A 14,619-nucleotide genomic window follows, 5' to 3' on the forward strand; every position below is an offset into this window, starting at 1 on the left:
AAACACCTTAATATTGCACCCATTGCTTTATAAGCGAGTCTGCCAATGAACGCTCAGCGCTACCCGCAAACCTCCGTTTCCCCAGAGACGTTACACAAATGGCTGAGCGCCCTACTCTGCGTTTTAAACAGCGTTTATTTTTTGCTCAACATGCTGCTAGTGCAGAAGTTAGGACTAGGCGGCATTCAGCTGATTTCGGCATTTTTTGGTGGCTATTGTTTTTTTGCGTCATTAAAAGGGCAATACCAACCTTGGCACAGCTATACCCTAATGACGATTTTAAGCGTCAATATTTTAGCCTCTGCGTCTATTATGGAGCTTGTCGCCGGGGCGATTTTTTGGAGCCTTGCCCTGCCGATTTGGTATTACAGTCTGTTCGGCTTAAAAAAAGGCATTTGCTTCAGTGCCGTGGTGATGGTGTCAACTGCAACCATACTATTCTTGCGCACCGACACCAGCCTTTTTATGCCCTATCGAACAGTGTTTAACTTCACCCTAGCTTACCTTTCGATTTGGTTGGTATGCCATCTTTATGAAGTACAGCGCCAAAAAACCAGTGCTTTCCTACATTCCCTTGCTTTAGAAGACGCCTTAACGGGGATACATAATCGCCATGCGTTAAAAACAGACTTTAGTGCGATTCGCAAAAAATTCACCCGTATTCACATGCTGATTATAGATATTGATCACTTCAAACGAATCAATGATACTTTTGGCCACGACATTGGCGACGCCGTACTCATTAACCTAGCCAATGTACTCAAACAATCGCTCAACACCAGCGACATTTACCGCCTAGGTGGTGAAGAATTTGTGGTTTTATTCAAGGAAATGGAAGACATACAAGCCAAGGAATGGGCGGAAAAAATCAGGCAAGCCATCGAGCAAGAAATTTTCCACAGCCACAAAGAAGAAATCAAACTTACGGTTAGTATCGGCATCAGCGCACTACAACCTCAGCAAGAGTTCACTGACTTTCTTCGCGCTGCAGACGAAAAACTTTACCAAGCCAAACACGAAGGCCGAAACAAAGTTTGTTTTTAATGAAGTACAGGTTATTAATGAAATGTTTCTAAAAACAGCGACTCGACTTTTTCCCTCGCCCAAGGGGTTTTACGCAGAAACTTCAAGCTAGATTTCACCGTCGGATCGCTTTTAAAACAATTAATATTGATGCGAATCGCCAACTCCTCCCAACCATAATGCGTGACCAAATCGGTCACTATCTTCTCAAGTTTCACACCATGCAACGGGTTATTCACCTGTGTTTCGCTCATCTCCAACCCTTCCTCTGACTCAATTAACGATTTAGTCGAGAGTATACAGCAAGCCGAAAAAGGCCGCATACAAAGCTAGCCATCCACAGTCACCCAAAGACTATTATTTTGGCTCGAATACACGCTGGCAGTAATAAACCGCATTCCATGTAACCCAGTGCTAAGTGTCGGCAAATCAGAGTGATGAGTTGAGAGAAGTAACTGCGCGGCGAACTCACGATATAAGTTTGCAAACGCCTCTAAATACCCTTCAGGATGACCCGCAGGAATACGCGAAACCGACATTGCCGCCTCGCTCAAGTAGCCATTACCCCGCCTAAGGCGTTGGCTTGGCTCGCCTAACACAGAATAAATCAGCTCATTCGGTGCTTCCTGATGCCACTCCAAACCCGCTTTATCGCCATAGATTCGTAGCGATAAAGCATTCTCGTTACCCGGTGCAACTTGGCTGGCCCACAAATGTCCTTTTGCACCATTTTCAAAACGCAGCAGAATATTGGCCTCGTCATCCAGCGCACGCCCTTCAACCCAGCTGGACAAATCCGCCAACACCTCTTTCGCCTGAGTATTGCCCACAAAACACGCCAGCTGGTAAGCATGGCTGCCGATATCACCTACACAACCGGCCAACCCAGCTTGGGCAGGATCGGCACGCCAAGACGCTTGTTTGTTGCCCGTTTGCTCTAACGAATGCGTTAACCAATCTTGGGCATACTCCACTTGAATAGAACGAATTCGCCCCAGCTGGCCGCCTTTAACCATGGCTCGCGCCTCGCGCACCATGGGATAAGCGGAGTAATTATGCGTTAATAAAAATTGCGCTTGGCTTGCCTCTGCCACCTGATACAGCGCCTTTGCCTCGGCAAGAGTCGCTGTCAGTGGCTTATCGCAAATAACGTGAATGCCTCGTTTGAGAAACGCCATCGCCACGGGGGCATGAAGATGATTGGGCGTCACGATAGACACCACCTCAATGCCATCTTCTCGTTTGCTTTCTGCTTCTGCCATCGCCTCAAAATCTGAGTAATGACGAGCAATGCCCAATGCGTCAGCAGAGCGTTTCGCTTTCTCAGGCTGACTCGATAACGCCCCAGCCACCAGCTCATAACAATCATCTAGACGCGCCGCAAAACGATGCACTTCACCAATAAAAGCCCCTTCACCGCCGCCTACCATGCCAAGACGCAGCCGACGTTTTGTTGTTACCGTCATCTCATTACTCCAATCCCAACATTTTACGATTCGCTTTCGCATCGACACCGCTGTCAGCAAAATCATCGAAGGCTTTATCCGTCACACGGATGATAAAATCTTGAATATGTTGCGCGCCTTCCCGAGCGCCCTCTTCTGGGTGTTTCAAACAGCACTCCCATTCCAATACCGCCCAGCCAGCAAAATCATAGGCGGTAAGCTTGGAGAAAATACCTTTAAAATCCACCTGACCATCGCCAATGGAGCGAAAACGCCCAGGACGATCAAGCCAGTTTTGGAAACCACCATACACACCACATTTGCCATTTAACGTCAGCTCCGCATCCTTTACATGGAACATTTTGATGCGATCGTGGTAATGATCAATGAAGGCCAAATAATCCAAATGCTGCAACACAAAATGGCTAGGGTCATAGAGAATATTAGCCCGTGGATGATGATCTACCTCATCGAGAAAACGCTCAAAGGTCACGCCATCGTGGAGGTCTTCACCGGGATGAATCTCGTAACAAAGATCCACGCCAGCCTCATCAAAGGCATCCAGAATGGGCTTCCAGCGCCGACCCAACTCTGCGAAGGCTTCTTCGACTAGCCCGGCGGGGCGCTGTGGCCAAGGGTAAAAATACGGCCACGCCAAGGCACCAGAAAAGGTCGCATGAGCAGTGAGCCCAAGACGCTTCGACGCCTTAGCGGCCATTTTAAGCTGTTCCACCGCCCACGCTTGGCGAGCATCAGGATTGCCCCGCACGCTCGGATCAGCAAAGCCATCAAACGCCGCGTCATAGGCCGGATGCACCGCCACCAGCTGCCCCTGTAAATGGGTGGATAATTCCGAGATCACCACGCCATGATTTGCCGCCGTGGCGATCAGCTCGTCGCAATAGTCTTGGCTATTTGCCGCACGCTCAAGATCGATCAGACGTTTGTCCCAAGTGGGCACTTGCACGCCTTTGTAACCCAATGACGCCACCCAACCACAAATCGCGTCGAAGCTATTGAAAGGGGTTTCATCGCCCACAAATTGCGCCAAAAAAATGGCCGGTCCTTGTATTGTTTTCATGACTTCCTCCTAAAAGCACACGGCAAGTAAGGCGTTAGCGGCCTCAGGATCAAGCGCCCGTGGACGCTCACAATGGGTGGTCATCTTGATGGATTGTGCACTGTCGCCAGACGCCAAAATCGCCGTCATGACTTCCACCCCGTGCAACGCCCTGTCAAGCGAACACATGTGATCCCGTCCCATATGAATGGCCATCACCATTTCCGCCAAGCCCGCGGTACGGTAATTTGCCTTGGCAAGCTCTCCATGAATTTGGTTCGGCACCCCAAACGGGTGGTCCCACGCTTTCAAGGGTGTTTCACGCCCCTCTTGAATAAGAGAAACGGTGCCGCCAAAAAAATTAGGATCCGGTAAATACAGTGATCCTTTACTGCCGTATAACTCCATATGAGAATGTTGGTGAGCTTGCACATCCCAACTGGCCCCCAAGGTAATAACCGCGCCGCTTTTAAAGGTCAAAATGCCATGAATGGTCGTTGGGGTTTCTACCGCTATCATCTCGCCAGACCTTGGTTGACTGGTGATTTTGCGCTGCTTGCGCGGGATCGAGGTTTTAGCAATCACCGATTCCACCGGCCCTAACAGTTGAATCAAATTGGCAATGTAATAAGGCCCCAGATCAAGGATAGGCCCGCCACCCGCTTTAAAGAAAAAGTCAGGGTTCGGGTGCCAGCTTTCCATTCCAGCACTCATCACATGACAGGTGCCAGAATACACCTCGCCAATCTCACCCTTATCCAATAAATGCCGAGCAAACTGATGAGAACCGCCCATAAAGGTATCGGGTGCACTGCCTACTTTGAGTCCTGTTTTTAATGAGAGCGCTTTCATTTTTTGGCCTTCTTCAAGGCTTAACACCAAAGGCTTTTCTGAATAAACATGCTTACCGGCTTCTAGCGCTTGCATACTCACCGCATAGTGCGCCGCAGGAATGGTTAAATTGACAATAATATCAATATCTTGCGAAGCCAATAAAGTATCAACACTGCGTGACTCAATGCCATATTTTTGTGCTTTCTCCGCCGCCAGCTCAGTATTCAAATCAGCACAGGCAAGAATTTTAAAACCACAAAATTGCGGTGCCAAAGACAAATAGCTATCAGAAATATTGCCGCAGCCAATCAGGCCAACATTCAAAATGGTTTTCATGCTGCTGCTCCTTTTACTAAGGCTTTTGCCCCCGTTAATGCACGATTAGCAAAGCGCGATAGATCATTTGGGTTGTCATGCTCCATCACAAACGCATTGGCTGGCGTTGAACGCACCACCGGCCACCAGTCTTTCCAAGGCAAGGTGCCATGGGTAAAATCCGCCCAACCATCTTCATCTTGGCATTCCCCTTCTGGCGCAATGTCTTTTAAATGCACGGCGCAAATACGATCCCGATAGCGAGTCATCCACTTGGCTGGATCTTCTCCGCCTTTAACCACCCAAGACACGTCCATTTCCCATTTAACATTCGGGCCGCCTTCTAAAATCCACGTCATGGGTAAAGAGCCATCGGCTAACGGCTCAAACTCAAAGTTATGATTGTGCCAACCAAATTCAAAACCAGCATTGATGGTTTTCTCTCGAATCGCTTCCAAACGCTGGCCCAACTCAAACCAGCCTTTTGCACTGTCGGGGCGTTGCTCTGGTAAAATATACGGGCAAATAATGGTGTGCATATTTAAGGTCTTAGCAATATACAAGGCCTGCGCGATGTGATTTTCCAACATCGCCAGATCAAAATGCCCGGTCGGCATGGTCAGATCATGTTTGGCTAACAAGCTTTTCAGCTCATCTAATTCATCATACAAACCACCATAGCCTTCTACTTGCTGATAACCCGCTTGGTGTAAAAGTCCAAAAACCTCATCGAGAGACGGTGTGTTACGTGCACTGTAAAGTTGAAATGAAAATTCGTTCATGTGGTTTCCTTTTTGTTTTTATTTGCTCTGAATGTTTTTTTGCTCTGTATGTTTTTTACTCTAAGCCATTAAAGCCGTGCTTCACTTTGCTGAGAAAATAAATGGGCTTTTTTAGGGTCCAGATAAATATCCACTTCCGCCCCCCATGTAAGTTGATGATCGCCATGGACTTTTACCGACCACTTACGCTCCATAAAATCAAACCAGACAATGGTTTCGTCACCCATTGGCTCTAAAATATCAATCGGTGCTGAGGTCAATTGCACGTAACCATCACGGGGTTCAAGCGCCAAATGCTCGGGGCGAATGCCCAAATACGCAGACTCATCGTGATTACCTTGATCAATAAACTCATAACCCAGCAAACTAACGCGATAATCTTGATAGACAAAATTCTCGCCAACGATGCGACCCTCCAACAAATTCATGCTCGGCGAACCAATAAATTGCGCCACAAATAGGTTACAAGGTTTATGGTAAATATCGGCAGGCGTGCTGAGCTGCTGAATCTCACCATTCTTCATAATCGCAATGCGATCCGCCAAAGTAAGCGCTTCCACCTGATCGTGGGTGATATACACCATGGTATTTTTCAATTTCTGATGCAGACGTTTAATCTCTACTCGCAAATCCGCACGCAGCTTGGCGTCTAGGTTGGATAACGGCTCGTCAAATAAAAACACCTCCACATCTCGCACCAAGGCTCGGCCTATCGCCACCCGTTGACGCTGTCCGCCAGACAATTCGGAGGGCTTACGCTGCAACAATGGCTCTATTTGCAAGATTTTAGCGGCACGGTCGACACGCTCACGAATCTCATCTTTCCCCATGCCTTTAACTTTTAAGCCAAAAGACAAATTCTTTTCCACCGTCATTTGCGGATACAAGGCATAAGACTGAAAGACCATACCAATGCCACGATCTTTGGGTTCTTCCCAGGTCACATTGCGATCATTGATCCAGATTTGCCCGGCGCTGATATCCAACAAACCGGCAATGCAATTAAGCAAGGTAGACTTACCGCAGCCTGATGACCCTAAAAGCACCAAAAACTCGCCTTTTTTAATATCCAAATTAAGCTGTTTTAAAACATGAGCATCCTGATATTTAAGGTCCAATTCTTTAATCGATATACTGTTGTTCATCGTCTTTACCCCTTCACTGCGCCCGCGGCAATGCCACGCACAAAATATTTTCCAGACAACAAGTAAATAGCCAAGGGCACCAGCGCCGTGAGAATCGTTGCCGCCATATTGACGTTGTACTCACGCACCCCAAAGGTGGTGGCCACAATATTATTTAGTTGCACCGTCATTGGTAGATTGTCTCGACCCGCAAAAATCAGCCCCAATAGATAATCATTCCAAATCCCTGTGGTTTGTAAAATCACCGCCACAACGGTGACCGGAATCGATAACGGCATCATAATTTGAAAAAAGATCTGCCAAAAATTCGCCCCGTCGACTCGTGCCGCTTTAAAGAGTTCGTCTGGTAAAGACGCAAAGTAATTACGGAACAACAAGGTCATGATCGGCATACCAAAGATGGTGTGAATCAAGATAATCCCGGTTAAAGATCCATATAAACCGACTTCACGAAGAAAGATAATCAGTGGAAAGATCACCACCTGGAATGGCACAAACGCCCCAAACAGCAGCAAACCAAACAGCATGTTAGAGCCTTTAAAGCGCCAAAATGACAAGGCATAACCATTGATAGAGCCGATGATGATAGAAATAGCAACGCTCGGAATAGTGATCTTCACCGAGTTCCAAAAACCCGTTTGAATACCGTTACATTCCACCCCAGAACACGCCTCACCCCACGCCTTTACCCAAGCAGCAAAGCTTGGATCTCCAGGTAACGCAAAAAGCTCACCAAGACGAATTTCCGGCATGCCTTTTAACGAGGTAACCAACATCACATACAAGGGGATGCAAAAGAAAATCGCCGCGCTAAACAAGAACACGTAAACACCAAGCCGCGAGACCGTGGTTTTTTTCGGCTTCGGCCCCTGTGGGCCAGCTAATTGAATCTGTTCCATAGTCGACTCCTAATGTTTCGTTGGACGAACATATTCGCGATAAATCCAAGGCCCAATGACCAACAGAACCGGGAGCAACATCATGGTCGCCGCCGCCATCCCTAACCCCACATTGCCGCGGGCGGTAATATGATCAATAACAAACTTCGCCGGCATCTCCGTCGACATCCCAGGACCGCCACCGGTTTGCGCAACAATCAGGTCATAAACCCGCACCACGCCCACCGCAAGTAACACCACAGACGTAATCATCACGGGCCGCATCATCGGCAAAACAATGAACAAATAGGTTTTCCATGTAGGAATACCGTCTACACGAGAAGCCTTCCAAATCTCGCCATCAATACCACGCAAACCCGCAAGCATTAGCGCCATGACCAGGCCAGAGGATTGCCACACTGCAGCGATCAGCACCCCATAAATGGCGTATTCTGAACTCACCAAAGGCGCAAACTCGAACGACTCCCAGCCCATACGCTGAACCACGTTCTGAATCCCCAGAGAAGGTTCCATCATCCATTGCCACACCAACCCCGTCACCACCAAAGACATGGCATAAGGGTAAAGAAATAAGGTACGAAAGCCGCTTTCAAAGCGTACTTTCTGATCCAGAAAAACCGCCATGAAAAAGCCAGAAATCAAACATAAGGCAATAAATAACACACCGTAAACCAACAGATTTTCAACCGAAACTACCCATCTCGATGTTCCCCACAGGCGTTCATATTGGTCTAACCCGACCCAATTGAAATTAGGAAACAAACGCGATTTTGTGAACGACAGCACCACTGAATAACCGACACAAACAACGAACACACCAATCGCCACAATCGCCATCGGCGCACTGGCTAATAACGAAGAGATTTGCACGTGTTTAGCGCGTCTTGGGGTCGACATTTTTGCTGAAGTAGCCATAGTCTCTTCCATCTTGAACTCCTTTTGAAACGCTAGAATTGACCACCAGCACAGCATTCTAAGCCATTCATACCCAGGAAAACCGGTGGTCATTCATTGACGAAGGTGATTACTCAGCGTCTTCGATAATGCCTTTGAAAACGCTTAACGCGCTGTCTACAGACATACTGGGTTCATTCCAAAAAGTGGAGACTAAATCTTGTATCTGGCCATTGGTATCTTCCGTAATATAAGCATTCGCTGGTGTAATGGACGCCTTGGGGTCATCCAATAAAGCGAGACCTTTTTTCATGCAGGCATCCGCCACAGTGAGGTCGACATCGGCACGTACCGGCAAAGAGCCTTTGGTATTGTTGAATTTCGCTTGAATGACAGGGCTCAACATCATCGACGCCAATTTCATTTGCGCCGCCTCAAGCGATTTATCTGAGGATTTTGGGAAGATAAAGGCATCGCCCCCTAAAGTAAGATAAGGCCGTTGAGAGGGGCCAGGGATACAGCCATAATCAACTTCCGCGACTTTACCGGCGGCGGCAAATTCACCACGCGCCCAGTCGCCCATTACTTGAGCGGCCGCTTTGCCTGTGATTACCATGTTAGTGGCATCATTCCAATTTCGACCGGGCGCACCGGTATCGGTAAATTGTCGTAACGCACCAAAGGTTTCAAACACTTTGCGCATTTGCTCACTGCCCGCTGCGTCGACACTTTTTTCTTTCCACAGACGATTCCAAAATGCTTCATCGGTGACGCCAATAAGCACCACATCAAAAACATGGCGCTCTTGCCAACCCTGACCACCAAAGGCTAAAGGAATGTAACCTGCGGCTTGGATTTTGGGCGCGGCCGCCAAAAACTCTTCCCAAGTATGAGGCTCTTTTACCCCCGAATCGGCAAAGACTTGCTTATTCGTCCACAGCCATTGCGCAGAATGAATATTCACTGGCACACAATAAATGCCGCCATCTTTCATACAGGGGTTTAAAATACTGGAAGGCCGAATAAAGTCTGTCCAACCTTCTTTTTCCGCAACGGGAGACAAATCAAGGAGAAGACCTTCTTCAATCAATTCTTCAAACTGACGAGAGGTATTGAATTGTGCCGCGCCGGGGGCATCGCCACCCAGAATACGCTGCATGGTCAGTGAACGGGCATTTTCGCCTAGGGCGACAGCGGTATCTATCCACTTATCCTTTCCCAGTTTATTAAACTCTTCAGCAAGCACAGTCACGGCTTTTTGCTCACCGCCCGATGTCCACCAATGAATCACTTCTAAATCAGCCGCTTGGACCGAAAAACTCATGACACCTGCCCCTAGCGTGGCAGTAAACAATTTTTTACCCATCATATTATTTTTATCCTCTATTGGGTTTTTGTCCTCAAAACTCTCTTGCGAAAAGCTTGAGTGAAAGCGGTAAAACTTAAAATGAAACCGCTTTCATGAGCAAATATTAACCAAGAACTCCTCCCCGTCAACATTTTTTACAAAATTGTTTTCGCAGACTAATCGATAACGTTACGCGGATTGACGAGGAATTAACTCAGGAGAAAAGTTATTTTTAACTGGGAAACGAGTACGGTAAATACTGTTTAAAAGCAGGTATGCCGTGGCTTCTGCCATCTCATACAAGGGCAGTTTTATGGTGGTAATACTAGGCGAATAATACTGTGACATATCCAGGTCATCAAAGCCTATAATCGCCACGTCTTCAGGCGCTTTAATGCCTTGCTGAGCACAAACATGAAGCGCGCCCATCGCCATCAGATCATTGGCAAAAAATATTGCCGAGGGGCGATTTTCAAGCGCCAAAATAGACCGCATATGGCTCATTCCAGACTCAACACTAAAGTTTCCTTCAGCCTGAAAATGCAAATCAAGTCCGGCTTTTTCAAGGGCTTTTTGACAACCCAAATAACGCTGATAAGCATCGTACTTCCACAACGGCCCCGTTACGGTTGCAATCTTGCGATGGCCCTTATCGATAAGATACTGGGTCGCCATTTCACCCCCGGCAAAATTATCGAAAGAGATATGATGATCATCGCCACCCGGGAACGTTTGGTTTAAAACGAAAACAGGACAACGAAGGTTAATTTGGGCGATTTCTTCTTCTAACAAGAAATTGGTAATTAACACCAAGGCATCCACTTGACGTTTAATGAGGAAATCGACCGCCTCACGCTCGCCTTCCAAAGAGCCATTACCACAAGCAATAATGACGTGACGATCACCGCCGCGTAAGGCTCGTTCAACGCCACTCGCCGCCGGTCCGTAATACGCCGTATCAATATTCGACGTCACCAAACCAATGGTATAGCTCTTATTGCTCGCCAGTGAACGGGCCGCCTGATTTGGGCTATAAGACAAAGACTTTACCGCATTCAACACTCTGCCTCGAGTTTCTTCTTTAACAGGTGTCGTACCGCTTAACACACGAGAGACAGTGGCTTTGGACACACCTGCCAGTTTTGCAACCTGATTAATGGTGCTCATTGTTTTCCCCGAACCAAATGCATTTTAGAATGTGATAGAAACCTTAAAAAGATCAAGCTCCTAGTATAGACTGGCTTTTGTTTAGACAGAACCGCTAAGCTGTGGTAATTCTATCGCTAGTCAATACAAACGCGACCATGATTTGACGAATACAGCCAATCCCAAAAAATACAGCACAGTATAGGAGAACAGAGTTATGGGTATTTTATCCGGCCTCAAAGGGCTATTTGCAGGCGGCGAAAGCGCCCCAGAAAAAGCCGAAGACGTGGTGGAGCATAAAGGTTTTTCAATCGTACCTGCGCCAATGAAAGACGGCGGTCAGTATAGAGTCGCCGCCACGATTACCAAAGGTGAAGGTGAAGAGCAAAAAACACATCATTTCATTCGTTCTGACCTCATGCCAAATCGTGACGAATGCATTGAGATTACCCTACGCAAAGCCAAATTAACGATTGACCAACTTGGCGAGAGCATCTTTAAATAAGCCTAAAACACAAACCAACACGCTAACGAGAAGACTATTATGAGCGCCCCAATTGGACAACACTGGCAACAAGTGAACGACGGTGAAGACCTATTGGGCGCGGGCTTTCGTGCTCGTACCTTCGTCTTTGCTGGCCCTAAAACCAAGGTTCATACCACGCTGGTTAACCACATTGGTCATCCAAACACGAAAAAAGCCATTTTGTATGTACACGGTTATACGGATTATTTTTTCCAGACAGGGCTCGCTGAGCATTTTATCGATTTGGGCTATCGTTTTTATGCCGTCGACTTACAAGGCTATGGCCGCTCTATTCGTCCATCAACACCGCCCAATTGGTGTGATTCACTTGAACAATATGGGCAAGACTTAGACATAGCCTTGGCCACCATAAAACAAGACGGAGTAGACCATGTTGTTCTACTCGCCCACTCTACTGGCGGCTTAATTGCCTCGACCTATTTGGCGCAACCTTACGCCTTGGCAGAGCGCGAAAGCTACTATAAAAAAGCCTTTCCTGACGTCATCGGCTTAATGCTTAATAGCCCATTTCTGGCTTTACCGTTTCCTCCCAAGGTACTCAATCGCATTAGTTGGCCGATTCGCATCTTGGTCTCTTTGCTGCCGTTTTCTTATTTAAGAGCAAAAAAAATCACCCTATACGCCAAAACTATACATTGCGTGTTTGGCGGCGAATGGGATTATCGTTTAGATTGGAAACCCGCCCACGGTTTCGATTTGTCTTTTCATTGGTTAAGAGAAGTGATTCATGCGCAGCGCAATCTTGCCAATCAACGCCTCGATATTCCTACACTTATATGCCGTTCTGACATCAGCACCATAGGAAAACGGACGACAGAAGAAGTCCAGCAAGGCGATGGCGTTCTCGATGTCGACAGCATGCAACAAAGCGCCGAAAAAACCTTCCGCAATCTCACCCAAGTGAGCATTCCACAAGGTTTTCATGACTTATACCTATCCCATGAGCCAGCTCGCACTGCTTATTTATCGGCGATGACAGCGTGGCTTCACACGCTCACTGAAAAACACTAAACCGATCACGCGCCTTGACGGCGCATCACCCAATCTAACCAGCAAGTAGGCAATAGGCGTTTCATCAAAACTGCACCATAGGTTGGCCAGGTCACATAATATCGCGCTCTGGGACGAGTCGACTCTAGCGCATGGATCAGCTTTTTCACCACCGCACTGGCAGGCAAGGTTTGCGATGACGTTACGCCTTCTTTGCTCAGCCGTTCTATCGCTTCGGCGTAGCCTTGTTGATGGCGGCTATTTTCCATGTCGATATTGTTTTGCAGAGCCAGCAAGGCATTGGCACGAAACCGACTTTCAATCGGACCGGGTTCAATCAGGCTTATTTTTATTGGCGTGTCCGCTAGTTCCAAACGCAAGGTGTCTGTCAAACCCTCAAGAGCAAATTTACTGGCGTTGTAAGCGCCACGAAACGGCGCAGCCACCAAGCCCAGTACCGAACTGTTATTCACAATGCGCCCGTAACCTTGGGCCAGCATCACTTTCAGCACCTTGGTTGTTAGCTCGTGTGTGCCAAAAAAGTTACTCTCAAACTGAGCTTTTAAGACATCGACCGGCAAATCTTCCACCGCCCCCGGCTGACCATAAGCACCATTATTGAACAACGCAAAAAGTTGCCCATGGGTAATCGCCAGAGTCTCTTCTAGACCCTTTGCAATGGAAGCCGAATCCGCTAAATCCAACTGAACAACATGCTTCATACCTTGTGCTTTTAACGCCGCTACGTCTTCTTGCTTGCGGCAACTCGCCACCACTAAAAAGTCGCGTTCTTGAAGCATTCTCGCCGCTTCCAGCCCAATCCCCGTCGAACAACCTGTGATAAGAATAGAATATTGCATCGTGGCTCCTTGTGGAAAACATCATCGTGCTTGGGATGTTAGCAAAATGTCGTGAAAAGTGCCTTTTCTACCGTATTAAATCGGCAACAAACGCTTTATGGCTCTTGCCAGTTAAGGTCGCAACAGAAGACATAGAGCGTGCCACCGACCACGACAGTCTGCGACACCGTGATGCACATGCGCGAATCGGCAACCGACAGATAGGGCCGACTGATCTGAATAATTCCCGGCTGTTTTAACGCTCGATAATGATAATGCTTGTGCGACCAGTTGGCATGGTCGCCACACAGCAGCGGCGCAAAGCGCGCATTCATCTGTTGCTGATAATGAGGAGCATACACATTGCGCGACACCTGATACCCCTCGGCATTGAGTAGATAACAGCGCACCATGCGCGGGTCGCTGAAGAGTACCGCGCTGCTTTGCTCAAAATGCTGATGGGTGACAAAGTGTGTTACGGCCCGATGAAACAGACCTTCTATTCCACTCACATAGTGCTGCAAGTCGGCGTTGCGCTTAACACTTTGCCACTGCTGACCGCGCAGCAGATTGTCGAAGGTAGTAGCAAAACTCTGTTCGGCGTCAATGCGCGCCTGTGGTTTGGCAAAATAGAAACCTTGAATCATGTCGGCATTGGCGGCAATGGCCACTAGAGCCTCGTGTTCGGTTTCCACGCCTTCCACCACCACTAGACTGCCCGCTTCATGCAGCAAGCTGACGATACCAGTGAGAATCCGTTCCACCCGACGCGATTGGCCTGCATCCTGGATCAAACGGCGGTCGATCTTGACAATGTCGGGCTCTAAATCCCAGATACGGTCGAAGTTGGAATGCCCAGCGCCAAAATCATCAATGGCAATCAGACAGCCCAACTGGCGAAAATGACTAACGAAATGCTTCAACTGAGCATGATCACTGACTTCACTTTCAATGATCTCAATCACCAGCCGGTGCGCCGCAATGCCACTTGTCTGTAGAAGATCTCGGGTAAAGCCTATGTCCGGTTGCTCGCTCACCAAGTACTGAGAATTCAAATTAAGAAACAACCAAGCCTCCCCCGTCGCTTGGCGCGCAAAATTATGCACATGCAAGGTTCGACAAGTACGGTCAAGATCCAGACACTCCCTACCGTTACATGGTATAGACAACAAACCCGCCGGCGGCTCTGCCGTTCCATCTGGACGATGCGCGCGAATCAGCCCTTCATACCCCACCGCTCTGCCGTGAGCGATACTGAATATCGGCTGAAAATGGCTGCTTAGTGACAGACCTCGATAGTGGGTGTCGACCTTGTCATCACTTAACCGGGCGATATTTAACATCGAAAATCT

Annotated in this window: 15 protein-coding genes; 3 read left to right on the top strand and 12 right to left on the bottom strand. The window is 47.9% G+C overall.

The window, feature by feature from the left end; translation table 11 throughout:
* The first annotated feature begins 45 nt into the window (after positions 1-45).
* Positions 46-1,044, top strand: a complete 999-nt coding sequence (locus tag J8N69_RS04400) for a GGDEF domain-containing protein (RefSeq protein ID WP_168826758.1) — start codon at positions 46-48, stop codon at positions 1,042-1,044.
* A gap of 14 nt (positions 1,045-1,058) precedes the next feature.
* Here J8N69_RS04400 and J8N69_RS04405 read toward each other — a convergent pair whose 3' ends face one another.
* The 10 genes from J8N69_RS04405 to J8N69_RS04450 all read right to left on the bottom strand — a co-directional run bounded on the left by J8N69_RS04405 (position 1,059) and on the right by J8N69_RS04450 (position 10,912).
* Positions 1,059-1,277, bottom strand: a complete 219-nt coding sequence (locus tag J8N69_RS04405; protein WP_168826757.1) for a VF530 family protein — start codon at positions 1,275-1,277, stop codon at positions 1,059-1,061.
* Positions 1,278-1,352: 75 nt separating this feature from the next.
* The gene (locus J8N69_RS04410; RefSeq protein WP_211085155.1) at positions 1,353-2,489 is read right to left on the bottom strand and encodes a Gfo/Idh/MocA family protein; all 1,137 of its coding nucleotides are present in this window, start codon (positions 2,487-2,489) and stop codon (positions 1,353-1,355) included.
* A gap of 4 nt (positions 2,490-2,493) precedes the next feature.
* Positions 2,494-3,549 carry a sugar phosphate isomerase/epimerase family protein gene (locus J8N69_RS04415; protein ID WP_168826755.1) on the bottom strand — a complete coding sequence of 352 codons (1,056 nt, stop codon included), beginning with the start codon at positions 3,547-3,549 and terminating at the stop codon, positions 2,494-2,496.
* 9 nt (positions 3,550-3,558) lie between these two features.
* Entirely contained in the window at positions 3,559-4,698 is a 1,140-nt protein-coding gene (locus J8N69_RS04420; RefSeq protein ID WP_168826753.1) for a Gfo/Idh/MocA family protein, read from the bottom strand.
* The gene (locus J8N69_RS04425) at positions 4,695-5,459 is read right to left on the bottom strand and encodes a sugar phosphate isomerase/epimerase family protein (RefSeq protein WP_168826751.1); all 765 of its coding nucleotides are present in this window, start codon (positions 5,457-5,459) and stop codon (positions 4,695-4,697) included. The genes J8N69_RS04420 and J8N69_RS04425 overlap by 4 nt, the downstream gene beginning before the upstream one ends.
* Before the next feature lie 68 nt (positions 5,460-5,527).
* Positions 5,528-6,604, bottom strand: coding sequence for an ABC transporter ATP-binding protein (locus J8N69_RS04430; RefSeq protein ID WP_168826749.1), 1,077 nt, complete (start codon positions 6,602-6,604; stop codon positions 5,528-5,530).
* Positions 6,605-6,609: 5 nt separating this feature from the next.
* Positions 6,610-7,503 (bottom strand): carbohydrate ABC transporter permease, encoded by an 894-nt coding sequence (locus J8N69_RS04435; protein ID WP_168826747.1) that lies wholly within the window; start codon positions 7,501-7,503, stop codon positions 6,610-6,612.
* 9 nt (positions 7,504-7,512) lie between these two features.
* Positions 7,513-8,418, bottom strand: coding sequence for a carbohydrate ABC transporter permease (locus J8N69_RS04440; RefSeq protein WP_227803977.1), 906 nt, complete (start codon positions 8,416-8,418; stop codon positions 7,513-7,515).
* 109 nt (positions 8,419-8,527) lie between these two features.
* A complete protein-coding gene (locus J8N69_RS04445) occupies positions 8,528-9,766 on the bottom strand; it encodes an ABC transporter substrate-binding protein (RefSeq protein ID WP_211085151.1) in 1,239 nt (412 codons plus the stop codon).
* Positions 9,767-9,934: 168 nt separating this feature from the next.
* Positions 9,935-10,912, bottom strand: coding sequence for a LacI family DNA-binding transcriptional regulator (locus J8N69_RS04450; RefSeq protein ID WP_168826745.1), 978 nt, complete (start codon positions 10,910-10,912; stop codon positions 9,935-9,937).
* Between the two features lie 196 nt (positions 10,913-11,108).
* Between J8N69_RS04450 and J8N69_RS04455 the strand changes: the two genes are divergently transcribed.
* Positions 11,109-11,396, top strand: coding sequence for an HlyU family transcriptional regulator (locus J8N69_RS04455; RefSeq protein WP_168826743.1), 288 nt, complete (start codon positions 11,109-11,111; stop codon positions 11,394-11,396).
* A gap of 39 nt (positions 11,397-11,435) precedes the next feature.
* Entirely contained in the window at positions 11,436-12,449 is a 1,014-nt protein-coding gene (locus tag J8N69_RS04460; protein WP_168826741.1) for an alpha/beta hydrolase, read from the top strand.
* Positions 12,450-12,454: 5 nt separating this feature from the next.
* Here the strand turns inward: J8N69_RS04460 and J8N69_RS04465 are convergent, their stop codons facing one another.
* Together J8N69_RS04465 and J8N69_RS04470 are read right to left on the bottom strand one after the other, a co-directional pair.
* Entirely contained in the window at positions 12,455-13,288 is an 834-nt protein-coding gene (locus tag J8N69_RS04465) for an SDR family NAD(P)-dependent oxidoreductase (RefSeq protein WP_168826739.1), read from the bottom strand.
* A 95-nt stretch (positions 13,289-13,383) separates the two neighbouring features.
* The gene (locus J8N69_RS04470) at positions 13,384-14,610 is read right to left on the bottom strand and encodes an EAL domain-containing protein (RefSeq protein ID WP_168826736.1); all 1,227 of its coding nucleotides are present in this window, start codon (positions 14,608-14,610) and stop codon (positions 13,384-13,386) included.
* Positions 14,611-14,619: the final 9 nt, after the last annotated feature.

Source organism: Marinomonas profundi (assembly GCF_020694005.1).
Classification (GTDB): Bacteria; Pseudomonadota; Gammaproteobacteria; order Pseudomonadales; family Marinomonadaceae; genus Marinomonas; species Marinomonas profundi.